The sequence below is a fragment of the Pigmentiphaga sp. genome (assembly GCF_033795525.1).
Classification (GTDB): domain Bacteria; phylum Pseudomonadota; class Gammaproteobacteria; order Burkholderiales; family Burkholderiaceae_B; genus Pigmentiphaga.
This window is the reverse complement of record NZ_JARYGM010000001.1, coordinates 993,241-1,010,287: the sequence shown is the minus strand read 5'-3', so window position 1 is coordinate 1,010,287 and position 17,047 is coordinate 993,241. Positions and strand designations below refer to the sequence as shown.

Sequence of the window (17,047 nt, the reverse complement as noted above, 5' to 3'; positions counted from 1 at the left end):
AAGGGCTGTTCGAGACCAGGACGTTGATAGGTCGGGTGTGGAAGCGCAGTAATGCGTTGAGCTAACCGATACTAATTGCCCGTGCGGCTTGATCCTATAACCCTGGCGGTTGTAGCGACGTGCCGCGCAATCACACACCGATGCAGCCCCGCGCTGCATCCCGGACAGCACGGCTGTCCCCACTGTTGCGCTTCTTCCAATTGGGCAGGTTGTTCGAGCGCGCCCCCGGGCGCGATCAACAGCCGGCCAACCCGTCAAAGCTTGACGACCATAGCAAGGTGGTCCCACTCCTTCCCATCCCGAACAGGACCGTGAAACGCCTTCGCGCCGATGCTAGTGGACGTACGTCTGTGAAAGTAGGTCATCGTCAGGCTAATTACCCCCAGAACCCCCGCTCGGTTGCCGAGTGGGGGTTTTGTTTTTTACCGCCCCCACTCCGCTTCACCATCCCTCACTGCCCCACGCGCGAGCCGTCCGGCAGAAATCGCGCGCTGCGGCTCACCGCCCCACTGCCGTCGTAGGTCCGCTCCGATAAACGGATGCCGCGGGCATCATAGGTGATTTCCCGCTTCAGTTTGCCCGTCTCGTCATACTCGCGATGAGTACCGACAGGGCGGAATTTTCCCTGAAAGACGCCCGCAGACAGCAGCGTTCCCGAGTCAGAGAACCGCTCTACATAAGTACCCGGCGGTCCTTTGGGGTTGCGCACCGACTGGTCGACGCGTTGCTCCTTGACTTGGCCGTTCATGTGCCAGGTCGTTCCCCGGATTTCGTTGCCGCCCAGAAAGGTCTGGTCGCGCAGCGGGGTGCCATTTTCGCTCCACTCCCGTTCGACGGCCTCGATAACGGTCCGGCCGCCTTCTACCTTGGAGCGCTCGATGACCTCGTAGATCAGCTGGCCGTTGCGTCCATATTCCTTGGTGTGCTGGCCGCCTTGCAAAGGTTCGACCACGCTTTGGCCGGCAAGGGCGGTGTCGCGTTCGGCTTGCGACGAGGCGGTAAAGAAACAGAGGGCGACCGCTACGGCGGTAATGGCTAAAGGGCGGTGCAACAGGATCATGGGGAGAGTTCTTGCGTGGCCTAAACCTCAACCATACCGCGCAATCGTGTGTGCGGCGCGAGACTCGCATGCGGTACGCTCCTGCAGTGGGGCACGGCGCGGGAACGCCGGCGCCGGTTTTCGGTCAAGATCCGAATCGCGGGCAAGGAGAACGACATGAAGCGACGAGTGTGGTGCATGGCTTGGAGCGTGGCAGCTTTCATCGCGGGGACGCTTGCCGTGCAGGCACAGCCGGCGAGGCCCGGCAGCGATGTACCCATGACCAAGGCGGCACTGCCCACCGGCGTGACGCTCTCGGCCTGGGGCGAGGACCTGGAGCATCCCTGGGGACTGGCCCTGCTGCCGCAAGGCGGAGCCCTGGTCACCGAGCGTCCCGGGCGCTTGCGCGTGGTATCGCGGCAAGGCGAATTGTCCGCTCCGGTGGCGGGCACACCGAAGGTCGATGCCCGCGGGCAGGGCGGACTGCTCGATGTGGCGCTGCATCCCGATTTCGAACGCAATGGCCTGGTCTACCTGACCTATTCCGAGGCGGGCCCCGGCGGCAACAGCACTGCGGTGGCACGCGGGCGGTTGGTGCAAGAGAACGGCCAGTGGCGCTTCGCCGATTCCCGTGTGGTGTTCCGCCAAGCCCCCAAGCATTCGAGCACCTTGCATTTTGGGTCGCGCCTGGTCTTTGCGCGGGACGGCAAGCTGTTCGTGACGCTGGGGGACCGGTACAGCCGCCGCAATGACGCACAGGCGCTGGACACGCATCATGGCAAGGTGGTGAGAATCGAGGACGATGGCGCGGTCCCGGCGGACAATCCGTTCCGGGGCCGGCAAGGCGCCCTGCCCGAGACCTGGTCGCTGGGGCATCGCAATTCGCAGGGCGCCGCGCTGCATCCGAGTACCGGGGAGCTCTGGATGGTCGAGCATGGGCCGCGAGGAGGCGACGAGCTCAACATCGCGCGCGCCGGCAAGAATTATGGCTGGCCTCGCTATACCTACGGCGAAGAGTACAGCGGCGGCAAGATCGGAGAGGAAGCCTCGCCGCCCGGCTTCGACCCGCCCTTGCATAGCTGGGTGCCTTCGGTATCCCCGAGCGGGTTGGCCTTCTATACCAGCCAGGCCATTCCGCAGTGGACCGGTAGTCTTTTTACCGGGGCATTGAGTGGGCAGGCATTGGTACGACTACAGCTGGACGGCGAGAAAGTGGTGCGGGAAGAACGCTTGCTGACCGACATGGGCCGCCGCATACGGGACGTGGAGGTGGGCCCGGAAGGCGAGTTGTATCTGCTGACCGATGCCAGACAAGGGCAGATCCTGGTGCTGCGCCGCGGGAACCCGGCGCCTCGCTAGCGTCGCCGCCCGGCTAGCCCCTGCTCCGCTAGCCCCACTGCGCCGCTAGCCCCGCCGCTCCGCTAGCCCCGCCGCTCCGCTAGCCCTCCGCCCGGCGTGCAGGGGCGGGGAGCCAGGGCTTGCACGGGGGCGGAAACACTGCCGACAATCCCAAAAACAAAGGCGCCCGGACCGATGCGGCCGGGCGCCTGCTGCGACCCCGCAGACCGGGGCGACGTGCCTGGCGGCTTACTTCAGGTGCGCGTTGACGATCTTGGTCAGTTCGAACATGTCGACGCTGGGCTTGCCGAAAAGCTCCTTGAGCTTGGCATCGGCGTTGATGTTGCGCTTGGCCTTGGGGTCTTGCAGCTTGTGCTTCTTGATGTATTCCCAGATCTTGCGCGTGACTTCGGTACGCGGCAGCGGAGCCGGGCCGATGATGGCGGCCAGCGTGGGGCTGGGGGTCATGGGCTTGAGGAAGGCTGCGTTGACCTTGCGGGGAGCCTTGGTCGCGGCCTTCTTGGCCGGGGCTGCTTTCTTGGCGGCCGGGGCTTTTTTAGCCGGAGCGGCTTTCTTGGCGGGCGCGGCTTTCTTCGCCGGGGCCTTCTTGGCTGTGGCCATGCTGTACTCCTAAAAAGGGTTCAATCGTCAGATCGTTAGCAGGGCCACACCGCAGTGCGCGAGAGGCAGACTCCAGAACTGCGGAATAACCCCGCGAGCGCAGCATATCGCCTTGCCGGGGAAGGCCACAACAAAATTCCAACAGAATCGCCGTTTCGGCGCGGTTTTAGACGGGTATGCAACGCTTACCGGGCCGATACGCCCGGTAGAATGGCCATATCCTCGTTCCTCGCAGCGCCCGTCGGCGCTTCCAGATGCCTGTATCCGTGCCGTTCCGTACCCGGTTTCCAGTCTTGGTCCTGGCTGCTGTGGCGCTGCTTTCAGGCTGCGCCCGCCCCCTCCAGGATGCAGGGGACGAAAGGGCCACGGGCGAGCCGGCAGGGGTTGCGGCGCTGAGGCTTTCCCAGTCGGCCTCTCCGGTGGGCGGACCGCCCGCCGGGTGGCAGCCTTGGATCATCCGGCCCGACAAGGCTCGCACACGCTATCAGGTCGCCCGGGCGCGCATCGACGGGCATGAACGTCCCGTCCTGCACGCGGTGGCAGAGGAGGCCGCCAGTGGGATGTGGGTTCCCGTCGATGTGCCGGCGGCGGACATGCCGTATGTGCGCTGGTCGTGGCGGGCCGATGCGCTGATCGCCGATGCGGACGGCTCGCGGCCGGAAGCGGAGGACGCGACGGCGCGCCTGGTACTCGCGTTCGATGGCGACCGGCGCCAGCTGCCATTGCGCGAGCAAATGCTGGCCGAGACGGCGCGCATGCTCCTGGGCCGCGACATTCCCTACGCTACGCTTATCTACACCTGGGACACCCGCGTGCCGGCGGAAACCGGCATGGTCAACGCGCATAGTTCCCGCATTCGCCTCAAGGTCGTCGAGTCCGGCCCCGACCGCGTGGGCCAATGGCTGGATTACGAGCGCAATTACGTCCAGGACTACATCGAGCTGTTCGGCGAGGTGCCCGGCAGGCTGATCGGCATCGGGGTCATGACGGACACCGACAACACGCGAAGCTACGCGGAAAGCTGGTATGGCGACATTCAGCTTTTGACACCAAGTCGAACAGCGCTGGGGGAACTCCCCGGTGGGACCGCCATCGATTGATATTCGGGCCGCCTTCCGGCGGCCGCAGGACCGGAGAGCAGGAATGGAAGCTGGGGTGGCGCTGCGTTCGCCGCTGGAAGCGATACGCAAGTTTCATGATGACCTGACGCTGCTGCGGCGCGATTTGCATGCGCACCCAGAACTGGGATTCGAAGAGGTTCGTACCTCGGGCATCGTTGCCAAGGCATTGGAACTGCTCGGGGTCGAGGTGCATCGCGGCATAGGCAAGACTGGCGTGGTGGGCGTCATTCGCGGCCGCCGCTGCGATAGCGGCCGCATGGTGGGCCTGCGGGCGGATATGGACGCGCTTCCCATGGCGGAGGACAACGCCTTCGCTCATCGTTCGAACAAGCCGGGACTGATGCACGGCTGCGGCCACGACGGCCATACCGCCATCCTGCTCGGCGTGGCGCGCTATCTTGCCAAGACCCGCAATTTCGACGGCACCGCGGTCCTGATCTTCCAGCCGGCCGAGGAGGGCCGCGGCGGTGCCCGCGCGATGATGGAAGACGGCCTCTTCGACATCTTTCCTTGTAACGAAATCTACGCCCTGCACAACTGGCCGGGGCTTCCCGCGGGCAAGGTCGGCATCAATCCGGGACCCATGATGGCGGCCTGCGACCGTTTCGAGATCGTCGTCGAAGGCCGCGGCGGACACGGCGCCCACCCGTACCAGACCATCGATCCTATCGTGGCGGCGGGCCAGATCATTACGGCAACCCAATCCATCGTCGCCCGCAATGTCAATCCGCTCGATTCCGCCGTGGTATCGATCTGCTCGGTGCAGGCGGGCCATCCGGGCGCAATGAGCGTGATCCCGCGCGAGGCGAGGCTGGTGGGCACCGTGCGGACCTTTCGCCGCACCGTGCAGGAAATGGTGGAGTCGCGTTTGCGCGAGTTGTCGGCGTCCATTGCCGCCGGGTTCGGTGCGACCGCGACGCTGAAGTACGAGCGCATCTACCCGGCCACCATCAACACGCCACGCGAGGCGAACTTCGTCGCAGACGTCGCCACCGCCATGCTGGGCAAGGAGAACGTGATTCGCGACCTGACGCCGTCGATGGGGGCCGAGGATTTTTCTTTCATGCTGCAGGGGAGGCCCGGCGCCTATTTCCGGCTGGGGCAAGGAGGAGCCGAGCAAGGCTGTTTCCTGCATAGCAGCAGCTACGATTTCAACGACGCCGTCATTCCGCTGGGGGCCGGCATCATGGCGTCGATCGTCGAGCGCAGCATGCCGGTCGTGGATTGAAACCTGACGTAGCGTGCGCCCCGAGCCGGAATTCGCGTGCCTGCACGCCGGGGTCGTAAAATGGAAGGCAGCCGGGCCGCCGCGGCGTTCGAGCCTGCTGTGGCGGCCCACCCTTTGACACGCCTGCGGCCCATTCATGACTATCTCGACGCTTACTCTTACCCGCCCCGACGATTGGCACTTGCATCTGCGCGACGGCGAGGCGCTCGAAGCCGTCGTCGGCCATTCGGCACGGCAATTCGCCAGGGCCATCATCATGCCGAACCTGAAGCCGCCCGTGACGACGACGGCGCAGGCGCTGGCCTACCGCGAACGCATTCTGGCCGCGCTCGACAAAAGCGGGGACGGGCAGTCTTTCACCCCCCTCATGACGCTGTACCTCACCGACAATACCGCGGCCGAGGAAATCGCCCGGGCGCGTGAATCGGGCGCGGTCTACGCCGTCAAGCTCTATCCCGCCGGGGCCACTACCAACTCCGATGCCGGCGTCACGGACCTGCTGGGACGCTGCGGCAAGGTGCTCGAGACGATGGAGAAGCTTGGCATGCCGCTGTTGACGCACGGCGAGGCCACCGACCCGGCCATCGATGTATTCGACCGCGAGAAAGTCTTCATCGATCGCGTCATGATTCCGCTGCGCCGCGCCTTTCCCGGCTTGAAGGTGGTGTTCGAGCACATCACCACGGCCGACGCCGCCCAGTACGTGCGCGACGCCGAAGGGCCGATCGCGGCGACCATCACGCCCCAGCATCTGCTGTACAACCGCAATGCGCTGTTCCAGGGCGGTGTCCGGCCCCACTGGTACTGCCTGCCGGTGCTCAAGCGCGAGACGCACCGCCAGGCCCTGGTGGAGGTCGCCACCAGCGGCAACCCGCGATTCTTCCTGGGCACCGACAGCGCGCCGCATGCCCGGGGGCTGAAGGAACACGCCTGCGGCTGCGCCGGCTGTTTCACGGGGCTGCATGCGATGGAGCTCTATGCCAAGGCGTTCGACGATGCGGGCAGGCTGGACGCGCTCGAGGGCTTCGCCAGCTTCCACGGTCCCGACTTCTACGGCCTGCCCCGCAACACGGGCAAGCTGACGCTGGTGCGGGAGCCGTTTCGCATTCCGGACGAACTGCCGTTCGGCCTGCAAACTATCGTTCCGCTGGCCGGCGGGGAGACCCTGCCGTGGCGGGTATCGATCTAAGCCATATCGATTGGGGGCAGCCCTGGTTCGCCGGCATTGCCCATAAGGGCGAAATGCTGGCGAGGGCCAGCGCCGAGCCCCTGTGCGATAGCCTGAACCGGCTGCTCACGGCCGGCGAGGCTGCCAATGGATCCCGCAATGGCAGGATGCGGGCGGCGTCGGGCAAGCCACTGGTATTCGCGCCCCAGTCCGACTTGCCTGAAGACCGGGCTTACGAGACCCATATCTACCAGACCGGGCGCATCCCGACTCGAGACAACCTGCACGACCTTTTCAACGGCCTGGTCTGGTTCGGGTTCCCGCAAATCAAGGCCCGCTTGAATGCCCTGCAGGCCCGGGCGTTGAAAAAGACGGCGGCCGGGGCGCGGCGAGGGCCGCTGCGCGACGCGGTCACGGTTTTCGACGAGAACGGCCTGGTGCTCGCCTGCTCCAGCGACGAGCTGGCCCAGGCCCTGCGCCGCTTCGATTGGCGCACGCTGTTCGTCGAACGGCGGACGGCCACGCTGATGCAGACCGAGCCCTGGGCCGTCGGCCACGGGCTGCTCGAAAAGCTGGTGCGCCCGTACAAATCCATCACCGCGCATACGCTGATCATTCCGGTCGACGATTCGTATTTCCGCGCCTCGCCGCACCAGCGGCGCGCCACGGTCGACCGGCTGGTGGCGGACTGGCTGGATAACTGGCCTTTCTTCAGTACCCGCGACCTGTGCCCGCTGCCGGTGCTCGGCCTGCCCGGCTGGTGGCCGGACAATACCTCGCCGGGCTTCTACGACGATAAGGAAGTTTTCCGCCCAGGACGCACCCGCCAGCGGTAAAATACCAAGGCGGAGCAGATCAGGCAGTCGCGGTGCCCTCGAGGCAGCGAGGAAGGTCCGGACTCCACAGGACAGGATGGCGGCTAACGGCCGTCCGGCGATCGCCGCGGTGCAAGCCGTGGCGCGAAGCCGAGGAACAGGGCCACAGAGACGAGTCTGCGGCGAGGGCGGCGGATGCCGCACCGGTACGGCCACTTCCGTGCCGTTCGCTTCGGCATGGCCGGGGCGAGTCGCTGCAGGGTGAAACGCGGCAACCTCCATCCGGAGCAACACCAAATAGGCATGCGCGCGGCTTCGGCCGCACAGGGCGGTCCGTCCGAGCATGCGGGTAGGTGGCTTGAGCCGTCCGGCAACGGGCGGCCTAGAGGAATGACTGCCGGCGGGGTGACCCGTCTACAGAATCCGGCCTATCGATCTGCTTTGCCTTCATTCTGCGTCGGCGGCCCCCCGTCTTGGGGGTAAATCCCTCGTCGCCGCGCGCGCCCAGGTATTGTACAAAGCGGTCATCGGAAAAGACCCGGTTCTCGGAGGCGCCGGCCCGCCCTCATGGCCGCGTCGCCGGGGCCTGTACGTCGAGCCCATGACTCCCATTGCCTCCGCGCTGCCGGATCTCGCCTTCGAGCTTGCGCCCGTCGGGCTGTTGGTGACGCGCGACCGCGTCATTGAGCGCTGCAACCGCGCTTTCGCCGATATGTTCGGCTATACCCGTCAGCAACTGCTGGGCCATACCACCGAAATGCTGTATCCGTCGCACGCCGAGTATGAGGACATCGGTGCGCGCGGCGTGCGTGCGATGCTGGCCGCGGGCATTTACCGCGACGAGCGCATCATGCTCCATCGCAACGGCGAAATGTTCTGGTGCGCAGTGTCGGGCCAGCCGGTGGATCCCGAGCAACCCTACGCCTGCGCCGTCTGGGCGTTCGAGGATCTGCGCGTGCGGCGCCCCCTGGGCATGGCGCTGACTCCGCGCGAGCGCGAGATATCGGCCCTGATCCTGGCGGGGCGGACCAGCAAGCAGATCGCCAAGGATTTGATGCTGAGCCCGCGTACGGTGGAAACCTATCGTTTGCGCCTGATGCGCAAGCTCGAGGTCAAGACGGTCGGCGAACTGGTTTCCCGCATGTTGGCGCTGCCGGCGGTCCCGTGAACGGCCGGTCTACACCGGGATGTGGATCGGGAACGGCGGCGGCTCCGGAACATGCGGCGCGACGATACGGTTGCGCAGCACGCCCAGTCCGCTGACCTCCAGTTCCAGTACATCCCCGTCCTTCAGGAAGCGGCCCAGTTCGTTGCCGCAGCCTCCACCCACCGTGCCAGAGCCCAGCAGCTCGCCCGCCAGGCGTGCCGCGCGTGCAGCCAGGGTTTGGTAATCGTGCAGCAGCGCCGTGCCGTGGTAGAGGGCCGGCCGGTCGGGATGGACCTGGGCCGCACGGGCCAGCAAGCGCGCGACGTTCACGGCTGCCGGCCCCGGAGAGCGCGGCCGGACTGCGTCTGCGCGGTGGGGTGGAGGAACAGGGCAAGGCAGGCCCCGCGGCCGGCGCTGGCAGCTTCCATGGTCGTCTCCCGGAATGCGCGCGTCCGGAAATACGGCGCGCGTTTCTTCTGCCACTCATATTGGAGCGCGGGGATGGGCCCGTACAGTCGTAGGAATACGCTATCCCGCCCCGGGCCCGGGCTCTCTTTCGCGGATGCTGGCCGCCTGTGCCGCCGTCGTGGCCCGTCGGCCCGCGATATGCCTTGTTTTTTGTTACCTTGTCGGCCCTTTTGCCGCGGGCGCCTCGCAATTCTTCATGCGCCACCTTCACTTCAAATCCCAATGCCCTGATTTTATAGAACATTTCGCATTGTGGATGTTGGCCAAAGTGCGCCTAAGTCCTTGTTACGTATGAAGAAACTTGCTTCGGGCAGCTTGACCCCGCTTCGGCGCTCCTTTAGAGTGGGAAATAGTAGAATTTTGTGCAAAAAAGTGGGGTGACGAGTCGTGTTTCAAGGCAGCAGCGCGCTCACGCTCGATGCGAAGGGAAGGGTCTCGATCCCGACCAGGCATCGTGACGCGCTGATGGCGCAGGCCGAAGGCCGCCTGACCCTGACTCGCCACCCCGACGGTTGCCTTCTGATCTACCCCCGTCCCATCTGGGAGACCAAGCGCGAACAGATCGCCGCATTTCCCATGCAGGCGCGCGCGCTGCAGCGGCTGCTGCTCGGCAACGCCCAGGATGTAGAGCTCGATAACGCGGGCCGCATCCTGATCGCTCCCGAATTGCGTGCCGCCGCCTCCCTCAGCCGCGATGTGATGCTGCTCGGTCTGGGCGCGCACTTCGAGCTCTGGGACGCTGCCGTTCTGGCCCAACGCGAGCAGGAAATGCTGGCGCAGGGCATGCCCGAAGTTCTGAACCAGTTTTCTTTCTGAAGCCGTGACGACCCCATTCCAGCATCGGCCCGTTCTGTTGGAGCCGACGATAGACGCGTTGGCTGTACCCGCCGACGGCGTGGGCGCCGGGGTGTGGGTCGACGCGACTTTCGGCCGGGGCGGCCATTCGCGCGCATTGCTGGCCCGGCTTGGGCCTGGCGCCCGGCTGGTGGTTTTCGACAAGGATCCGCAGGCCATTGCCGAGGCCGGCGCGCTGGCCGGACAGGATGGTCGCGTGACGGTGGTTCACGAGGGTTTCGGCGCCCTGGCCGAGGAGCTGTCCCGGTTGGGCGTCACCGGGATCAGTGGCCTGATGATGGACTTGGGTATTTCTTCCCCGCAGATCGACGATGCACAGCGCGGATTTTCCTTTATGCGCAATGGCCCGCTCGATATGCGGATGGACACGACGCGCGGCGAAACTGCCGCGCAATGGCTCGCTCACGCGAGCATCGACGATATGCGGGAGGTCATAGCACGCTATGGTGAAGAACGGTTTGCTTTCCAGATTGCAAAGGCGATTGCAGCTAGCCGCGAGAAACGGCCTATCACGACCACAGGCGAGCTTGCCGACATCGTGGCTGGTGCCGTCCGCACGAGGGAAAAGGGTCAGCATCCAGCGACCCGCACCTTTCAGGCTATACGGATTCACCTCAATCAGGAGCTTGAAGAGCTCCCGCGTGCGCTAGCGGCGGCGCTGGACTTGCTGGTTCCGGGCGGCCGCCTGGCGGTGATCAGCTTCCATTCCCTGGAAGACCGCATCGTCAAGCAGTTCATCGCCGCCGCGGCACGCCCCGGCGCGGAGACTGCCCGGCTGCCGCTGCGCGAAAGCGAGCGGCCCCAGCCTGTGCTGAAGTCCGTCGGGCGCATCCTGCCCAGCGAAGAGGAGATCGCCGCCAATCCGCGCGCCCGCTCGGCGGTATTGCGGGTTGCAGAACGCACGCATGCAGACTTGCCGGCCGGAGGCGGCAAGGTCTTCGTCAAGATGCCCGACGCGCCGGGTGCCAGGCGGCGTCCGCCGGCCCGCTCGCGCACGCCGCGCGCGCATTCCTTCGCTTGCGCATAGGAGGCCGGCATGGGGCGCCTGCTTTTCGTCCTGACCGCGGCCCTGGTGGGTTGCGCGCTTGCCCTGGTCAGCAGCCAGTACCAGGCACGCAGTCTGTTCGTCGAGCTCGAGCGGGCGCAGGCGACGGCGCGCGACCTCGACGTCGAATGGCGCCGCCTGCAGCTCGAGCAAACCGATCATGCCAAGCATGCGCTGATCGATAGCGTTGCGCGTACGGCGCTGAAGATGGAGCCGGTCACGCCCGCGCGCACGATCTACCTCGCGCAACCGCGCGATGGCCAGAGCGGCCCGGCCCTGCTGCCCTACGGGCCGCCCGGCGTTCCAGTGCCGCCCAAGCCGGCGGCGGGAGGAGCGAGATGAAACGCGTGCGGTTCTCGTCCGAGAATCCCGTTTTGCATCTGAAGCTGCCTGCCTGGCGGTCGCGCTTCGTCCTGTTCCTGCTGTTCGCGGGTTTTGCCACGCTGGCGGTCCGTGCCTTGTACTTGCAGGGCCTGTCCAACGAGTTCCTGCAGAAACAGGGCGAATCACGCTATGCCCGGACCTTGGTCCTGCCGGCGTCGCGCGGCAAGATCACCGACCGCAACGGCGTGGTCGTCGCCTCGAGCATCCCGGCGCGGGCCGTTTGGGCCATCCCCGAGGACGTGAAGGCGCCGCCGGGCAAGCTGGCCGAGCTGGCCAAGCTGCTCGATACGCCATTGCGCGACTTGCAGCGCAAGCTGGCCAACGAAGACAAGACCTTCGTGTATCTGAAGCGCCAGGTGCCGGTCGAGGTGGCCGAAAAAGTGGCCGCGCTCGGCCTGGATGGCATCCACCAGCAACGGGAGACGCTGCGGTATTACCCTGAGGGCGAGGTGCTCGGCCACGTGCTCGGGTTTACCAACGTCGAGGACCGCGGGCAGGAAGGCATCGAGCTGGCCTACAATTCCCAATTGGCTGGCCGTCCGGGCAGCCGCCGGGTCATCAAAGACCGCCTGGGAAGGGTAGTCGAGGACGTGCAGGCGGTGCGCGCACCGGCCAATGGCCATGACCTGACCCTCTCCATCGACACCCGGGTGCAGTACCTCGTGTTTTCGCAGTTGCAAGAAGCCGTCGAGCGCCACAAGGCCAAGGGCGGCGCCGCTATCGTGGTGGATACCCACACCGGGGAAATCCTTGCGCTGGCGAATCTGCCCACCTACAACCCCAATCATCGCGAGACGCTGACGGGCGCCCGTTTGCGCAACCGGGCATTGACCGACACGTTCGAGCCCGGCTCCACCATCAAGCCTTTCTCGATCGCGCTGGCGCTGGATCTCGGGCGGGTGCAGCCCTCCACGGTGGTCGATACCGGCAAGGGCCGCATGACGTTCTACGGCCGCACGATCACCGACACGCATGGCTATGGCAAGCTGGACGTCGCCGGCGTAGTGCAAAAGTCGAGCAACATCGGCACGACGCTCATCTCGCAGCGCCTCGAGAACAAGGAAATGTGGGAAAAGTACACCGAGCTGGGCCTGGGGCAGGCGCCCAAGCTCGATTTCCCCGGCGCGGTGGCGGGCCGTCTGCGTCCCTACGACAAATGGAAGCCCATCGAGAAGGCAACCATGTCCTACGGCTACGGCCTGTCGGTGTCGCTGGTGCAGCTGGCGCACGCCTATACCGCGTTCGCGCGCGACGGCGACACCGTACCGCTGACTTTCCTGAAGACCGAACGCCCGCCGGCCGGGACGCGCATCTACTCTGCCAAGACCGCACGCACCATGCGGCAGATGCTCGAGGCGGTGGTCGGCCCCGGCGGGACCGCCTCGCAAGCGCAAGTCATGGGATACCGCGTAGCCGGCAAGACCGGCACCGCGCGCAAGATCGTCAATGGCGCCTACGTCACGAAATACGTGGCGTCGTTTACTGGGTTCGCGCCGGTGTCCAATCCCCGCATCGTCGTGGCTGTCATGATCGACGAGCCCACGGCCGGCAGCATCTACGGCGGCGCGGTGGCAGGCCCGGCCTTCTCCAAGATCACCGGAGGCGTATTGCGCATGCTGGGCGTGGAGCCCGATGCGCCGTTCAAGTCGCTGGTCATCCCGGAACACCCGCTGGAGGAGAGCCTGTGACGTCCGCGGCCTCCCCCGTCTCGTCCATCCTGGACTGGCTGCGTCAGCATGTCAGTCCAGGCTCGCATTTGCGCCTGGACTCCCGGGCGGTGCAAGGTGGCGACATCTTCCTGGCCTATGTCGGCGCCCGCAGCGATGGGCGTGATTTCATTGGCCAGGCGCTCGAGCGCGGCGCCAGTGCCATCGTATTCGAGGACGCCGAGCCCGGACGCACCGCCGCGTTGATGCAGACCCTGGGCGAGCGAGGCATACCGGCGCTGCCCGTGGCCGGCCTGAAGCGGGTGCTCGGCGTGGTGGCCTCCGGCTGGTACGGCGACCCCTCCCGCGACATGCGCGTCATTGCCGTGACCGGTACCAACGGCAAGACGTCCTGCACCCAGTGGATTGCGCGTGTGCTGACGGCGGACGGCACGCCATGCGGCGTGATCGGTACGCTGGGTATACAGATGCCGGATTCGGGCGGCACCTCGCGTTCGCTGGCGACCGGGCTGACCACCCCGGACGCGGTGGCCTTGCATCGCGCCCTGGCCGACATGCGCCGCGATGGCGTGGCCGCCGTCGCGATCGAGGCCTCGTCCATCGGACTGGCCGAAGGGCGGATGGACGGTCTGCACGTCGATATTGCCGTCTTTACCAATCTGACTCGCGACCACCTGGACTATCACGGCGACATGGCCGCCTACGAGGCGGAAAAGGCCCGCTTGTTCTCCTGGCAGGGCGTGTCGGCCGCAGTCGTGAACCATGACGACGAGGCGGGCCGGAGGCTGATCTGCGCGCTGCAGCAGGGGCCCCGGCCGATTTCGCTGACCGCCTATACCGTGGAAGCGGTCGCATCGCCGGATCCCGCGCCGCGGCTGCTGCGGGCCTCGGACCTGCACGCCACCGGCCACGGCATGATGTTCACCTTGAACTGGCAGGGCCGTGCGGTGCAGATCGCGACGCCGCTGCTCGGCCAATACAACGTATCCAACTTGCTGGCCGTGGCCGGCGTGCTGTTCGAACTGGGATGGAATGTGCAGCGGGTGTCCGCCGCGCTTTCGTCCGCCCAGCCCGCGCCGGGACGCTTGCAGCCTGTCGGCGCGCCGGGGCGGCAGCCGGGCGAGGACGCGCCGCTGGTGGTGGTGGATTACGCCCATACGCCCGATGCGCTGGCGCGGGCGCTGGAGGCGCTGGTCCCCGTGGCCCAGGCGCGCGGCGGCCGGCGCATCTGCCTGTTCGGGTGCGGCGGCGATCGCGATCCCGGCAAGCGGCCGGAGATGGCCCGGGTCGCCTGCATCCACGCCGACATGGTGATGGTGACCAGCGACAACCCGCGCAGCGAGCCACCGCAGGCCATCATCGAGCAGATACTCGCCGGGGTGCCGGCCGGCGCCGCGGTGCGCGCCGAGCTCGATCGCGCGCGCGCGATCCGCGATGTCGTCGCAGGCGCCCATCCGAACGACATTATCTTGCTTGCCGGCAAAGGGCATGAGGCATACCAGGAAATCGGCGGGGTCCGCCATCCGTTCTCCGATGTCGAGCAAGCAATGAAAGCGCTGTCCGACTACCGCGCCGCCCCTGCCGCGGCCGGCCTGATGACCCTCGCCGATGCCGCCGGCGCGATGCAGGGCGTGCTGCATGGCGACGGTGCCGAACGCACCGTCTTCTCCAGCGTCGGTACCGATTCGCGCAATGTTGCCGTCGGGGAACTGTTCTTCGCGCTGAGCGGCGAACGCTTCGACGGCCATGCCTACGTGCGTGCGGCGGGCGAGGCGGGCGCGGTGGCCGCGGTGGTGCAGCGGCCGGTCGATGATGCGGGCATCCCCCAGATCATCGTGGCCGATACCCGCCGCGCCCTGGGCGAGCTCGCGGCGGCGTGGCGGAACCGGTTCGTCATTCCGTTGGTGGCCGTAACCGGCAGCAACGGCAAGACGACGACCAAGGAAATGATTGCCGCCATCCTGGCCGCACGCCATGGTCTGGAGGCGCGCCTGGCCACCCAAGGCAACTTCAACAACGAGATCGGCCTGCCGCTGACCCTGATGCGGCTGCGGGACACGCACCGTTGCGCCGTTGTCGAGCTCGGCATGAATCATCCAGGCGAGATCGCCCAGCTGGCCCGCATCGCTGCCCCGTCCGTGGCGCTGGTCAATAACGCCCAGCGCGAGCACCAGGAGTTCATGCATACCGTGGAAGCCGTGGCGCGCGAGAACGGCGCCGTCATCGGCAGCCTGGGCGCCGATGGCGTGGCCGTCTTTCCCGGCGACGACGCCTACACCCACATCTGGGCCGAACTCGCCGGGACACGCCAGTGCCTGCGTTTCGGCCTGGGCGGCGAGGTCGATGTCACGGCCGAGGATATTCGCCTCGATCCGTTCGAGACCCGTTTCCTGCTGCATACCCCGCAAGGGCGGGCCGAGGTGGTTCTGGCGGCGGCCGGGCTGCACAACGTGCGCAACGCTCTCGCCGCGGCCGCGTGCGCGCTGGCGGCAGGTGTCGACTTGGACGCCGTGGTGCGAGGCCTGGCCGAGTTCGCGCCGGTCAAGGGCCGCATGCAACGGCATCGTCTACCCGACGGTGCCTTGCTGATCGACGATACCTACAACGCCAATCCCGATTCGGTCAGGGCGGCGATCGACGTGCTGGCGACTCTGCCGCAGCCGCGCATGCTCGTACTGGGGGACATGGGCGAAGTGGGAGACCAGGGGCCGGCCATGCACGCGGAAGTCGGCGCCTATGCCAAGCAGCAGGGCATCGACGCGCTGTTCGCCCTGGGCGAGGCCGCACGGGACGCCGTGCAAGCGTTTGGCGAAGGCGGCATGCACGCCGATACGGCCGAGCAGGTGGCGTCCGCCGTCATGGCGGCCCATCCCGCATCGGTGTTGGTAAAAGGCTCGCGCTTCATGCGCATGGAGCGGGTGGTACAGGCGCTGCAAGCCGGCTTCCCGTCCGATCATCCTTCAATTGGTAATAGTAAGCATGCTGCTTGAACTGGCCCAGTGGTTATCCGAGGATTACCGGGCTTTCTCGGTGTTCAGCTACATCACGTTGCGCGCGGTGCTCGCGTGCGCGACCGCGCTGCTCATCGGCTTGATCGCGGGTCCCCGGGTGATCCGCAAGCTCACTGCACTCAAGATCGGCCAGGCCGTCCGCACCTACGGTCCCGAAACCCATCTCGTCAAAAGCGGGACCCCCACCATGGGGGGCGCGCTCATCCTGATCGCCATCGGTGTTTCAACCCTGTTGTGGGCGGACTGGAGCAATCGGTTCGTGTGGGTGGTGCTGCTGGTCACCTTCGGTTTCGGCTGGATAGGCTGGTCGGACGACTATCGCAAGGTCGTACGCCGGGATCCGGAAGGCATGCCGGCGCGCGAGAAATTCTTCTGGCAGACGCTGATCGGCCTGGTGGCCTCGGTCTACTTGGCGTTCGCGATTTCGGCGCCCGACGCTGCCGGCACCTGGTCGCTGCTGGTCGATTGGGCGTCGGGGGGCTTCGGCTACCACTTGCCGCAACGCGCCGACTTGATCGTGCCGTTCTTCAAAAGCGTGAGCTATCCGCTCGGCGTCATCGGTTTCATCGCGCTGACCTGGGCCGTGATCGTCGGCAGCAGCAACGCGGTCAACCTGACCGACGGCCTGGACGGCCTGGCCATCATGCCCACGGTCCTGGTGGGCGCGGCGCTGGGGGTGTTCGCCTATGTGGTCGGCCGGGTCGACTACTCCAAGTACCTGCTGTTTCCCTATATCCCGGGCGCGTCGGAGCTGATGGTGATTTGCGCGGCGCTGGGCGGGGCCGGACTCGCCTTCCTGTGGTTCAACGCCTACCCGGCGCAGGTCTTCATGGGCGACGTCGGCGCGCTGGCGCTGGGCGGCGCGCTTGGCACCATGGCGGTGATCGTGCGGCAGGAGATCGTGCTGTTCATCATGGGAGGCGTGTTTGTGGTGGAGACGCTTTCCGTGATCCTGCAGGTGAGCTGGTTCAAGTACACCAAGAAGCGCTATGGCCAAGGCCGCCGGATATTCAAGATGGCGCCGCTGCATCATCACTTCGAGGTCAGTGGCTGGAAGGAAACCCAGGTCGTCGTACGGTTCTGGATCATCACCATGATGCTGGTGCTGGTCGGGCTGGCGACGTTGAAGCTGCGTTAAGT

The 17,047-nt window shown here is 66.3% G+C and carries 15 protein-coding genes, 2 rRNA genes and 1 other RNA gene; 15 read left to right on the top strand and 3 right to left on the bottom strand.

Annotated elements, in window-relative coordinates; translation table 11 throughout:
- Together QHC78_RS04790 and rrf are read left to right on the top strand one after the other, a co-directional pair.
- A 23S ribosomal RNA gene (locus QHC78_RS04790) occupies window positions 1–96 on the top strand; the annotation flags it as partial.
- 164 nt (window positions 97–260) lie between these two features.
- Window positions 261–373 (top strand): 5S ribosomal RNA (gene rrf / locus QHC78_RS04785).
- Between the two features lie 78 nt (window positions 374–451).
- Here the strand turns inward: rrf and QHC78_RS04780 are convergent.
- A complete protein-coding gene (locus QHC78_RS04780; RefSeq protein ID WP_319742710.1) occupies window positions 452–1,060 on the bottom strand; it encodes a toxin-antitoxin system YwqK family antitoxin in 609 nt (202 codons plus the stop codon).
- A 156-nt stretch (window positions 1,061–1,216) separates the two neighbouring features.
- On the opposite strand from QHC78_RS04780, the gene QHC78_RS04775 reads away from it, so the two are divergent.
- On the top strand, window positions 1,217–2,398 hold the full coding sequence (locus QHC78_RS04775; protein WP_319742709.1) for a PQQ-dependent sugar dehydrogenase: 1,182 nt from the start codon (window positions 1,217–1,219) through the stop codon (window positions 2,396–2,398).
- A gap of 228 nt (window positions 2,399–2,626) precedes the next feature.
- Here the strand turns inward: QHC78_RS04775 and QHC78_RS04770 are convergent, their stop codons facing one another.
- The gene (locus tag QHC78_RS04770; RefSeq protein WP_319742708.1) at window positions 2,627–2,998 is read right to left on the bottom strand and encodes an SWIB/MDM2 domain-containing protein; all 372 of its coding nucleotides are present in this window, start codon (window positions 2,996–2,998) and stop codon (window positions 2,627–2,629) included.
- Window positions 2,999–3,252: 254 nt separating this feature from the next.
- Here QHC78_RS04770 and QHC78_RS04765 point away from each other — a divergent pair, with 254 nt between their 5' ends.
- The 6 genes from QHC78_RS04765 (at window position 3,253) to QHC78_RS04740 (ending at window position 8,498) form a co-directional block, all read left to right on the top strand.
- Complete coding sequence (locus QHC78_RS04765; protein WP_319742707.1) at window positions 3,253–4,098, top strand: DUF3047 domain-containing protein; 846 nt, start codon at window positions 3,253–3,255, stop codon at window positions 4,096–4,098.
- A gap of 55 nt (window positions 4,099–4,153) precedes the next feature.
- Complete coding sequence (locus tag QHC78_RS04760; RefSeq protein ID WP_319742750.1) at window positions 4,154–5,347, top strand: M20 aminoacylase family protein; 1,194 nt, start codon at window positions 4,154–4,156, stop codon at window positions 5,345–5,347.
- A gap of 136 nt (window positions 5,348–5,483) precedes the next feature.
- Window positions 5,484–6,536 carry a dihydroorotase gene (pyrC, locus tag QHC78_RS04755; protein WP_319742706.1) on the top strand — a complete coding sequence of 351 codons (1,053 nt, stop codon included), beginning with the start codon at window positions 5,484–5,486 and terminating at the stop codon, window positions 6,534–6,536.
- Window positions 6,518–7,351 carry a DUF3025 domain-containing protein gene (locus QHC78_RS04750; RefSeq protein ID WP_319742705.1) on the top strand — a complete coding sequence of 278 codons (834 nt, stop codon included), beginning with the start codon at window positions 6,518–6,520 and terminating at the stop codon, window positions 7,349–7,351. Before pyrC ends, QHC78_RS04750 begins: the two co-directional genes overlap by 19 nt.
- A gap of 11 nt (window positions 7,352–7,362) precedes the next feature.
- Window positions 7,363–7,777: RNase P RNA component class A (gene rnpB / locus QHC78_RS04745), an RNA gene on the top strand.
- A 154-nt stretch (window positions 7,778–7,931) separates the two neighbouring features.
- Window positions 7,932–8,498 carry a LuxR C-terminal-related transcriptional regulator gene (locus tag QHC78_RS04740; RefSeq protein WP_319742704.1) on the top strand — a complete coding sequence of 189 codons (567 nt, stop codon included), beginning with the start codon at window positions 7,932–7,934 and terminating at the stop codon, window positions 8,496–8,498.
- Between the two features lie 9 nt (window positions 8,499–8,507).
- On the opposite strand, the gene QHC78_RS04735 is transcribed toward QHC78_RS04740, so the two are convergent.
- Window positions 8,508–8,807, bottom strand: coding sequence for a fumarylacetoacetate hydrolase family protein (locus tag QHC78_RS04735; RefSeq protein ID WP_319742703.1), 300 nt, complete (start codon window positions 8,805–8,807; stop codon window positions 8,508–8,510).
- Between the two features lie 525 nt (window positions 8,808–9,332).
- Here QHC78_RS04735 and mraZ point away from each other — a divergent pair.
- Genes mraZ through mraY form a run of 6 tightly spaced genes read left to right on the top strand, consistent with a single transcriptional unit; the run spans window position 9,333 to window position 17,045 of the window.
- Window positions 9,333–9,761 (top strand): division/cell wall cluster transcriptional repressor MraZ, encoded by a 429-nt coding sequence (gene mraZ, locus QHC78_RS04730; protein WP_319742702.1) that lies wholly within the window; start codon window positions 9,333–9,335, stop codon window positions 9,759–9,761.
- Window positions 9,762–9,765: 4 nt separating this feature from the next.
- Window positions 9,766–10,827: a 16S rRNA (cytosine(1402)-N(4))-methyltransferase RsmH gene (rsmH, locus tag QHC78_RS04725; RefSeq protein ID WP_319742701.1), complete on the top strand. Its 1,062-nt coding sequence runs from the start codon at window positions 9,766–9,768 to the stop codon at window positions 10,825–10,827.
- Between the two features lie 9 nt (window positions 10,828–10,836).
- Window positions 10,837–11,187: a cell division protein FtsL gene (ftsL, locus tag QHC78_RS04720; RefSeq protein WP_319742700.1), complete on the top strand. Its 351-nt coding sequence runs from the start codon at window positions 10,837–10,839 to the stop codon at window positions 11,185–11,187.
- Window positions 11,184–12,917 (top strand): peptidoglycan D,D-transpeptidase FtsI family protein, encoded by a 1,734-nt coding sequence (locus QHC78_RS04715; RefSeq protein ID WP_319742699.1) that lies wholly within the window; start codon window positions 11,184–11,186, stop codon window positions 12,915–12,917. Before ftsL ends, QHC78_RS04715 begins: the two co-directional genes overlap by 4 nt.
- Complete coding sequence (gene murF / locus QHC78_RS04710; protein ID WP_319742698.1) at window positions 12,914–15,886, top strand: bifunctional UDP-N-acetylmuramoyl-L-alanyl-D-glutamate--2,6-diaminopimelate ligase MurE/UDP-N-acetylmuramoyl-tripeptide--D-alanyl-D-alanine ligase MurF; 2,973 nt, start codon at window positions 12,914–12,916, stop codon at window positions 15,884–15,886. The genes QHC78_RS04715 and murF overlap by 4 nt, the downstream gene beginning before the upstream one ends.
- Entirely contained in the window at window positions 15,876–17,045 is a 1,170-nt protein-coding gene (gene mraY, locus QHC78_RS04705) for a phospho-N-acetylmuramoyl-pentapeptide-transferase (RefSeq protein ID WP_319742697.1), read from the top strand. The genes murF and mraY overlap by 11 nt, the downstream gene beginning before the upstream one ends.
- The last annotated feature ends 2 nt before the right edge of the window (window positions 17,046–17,047 follow it).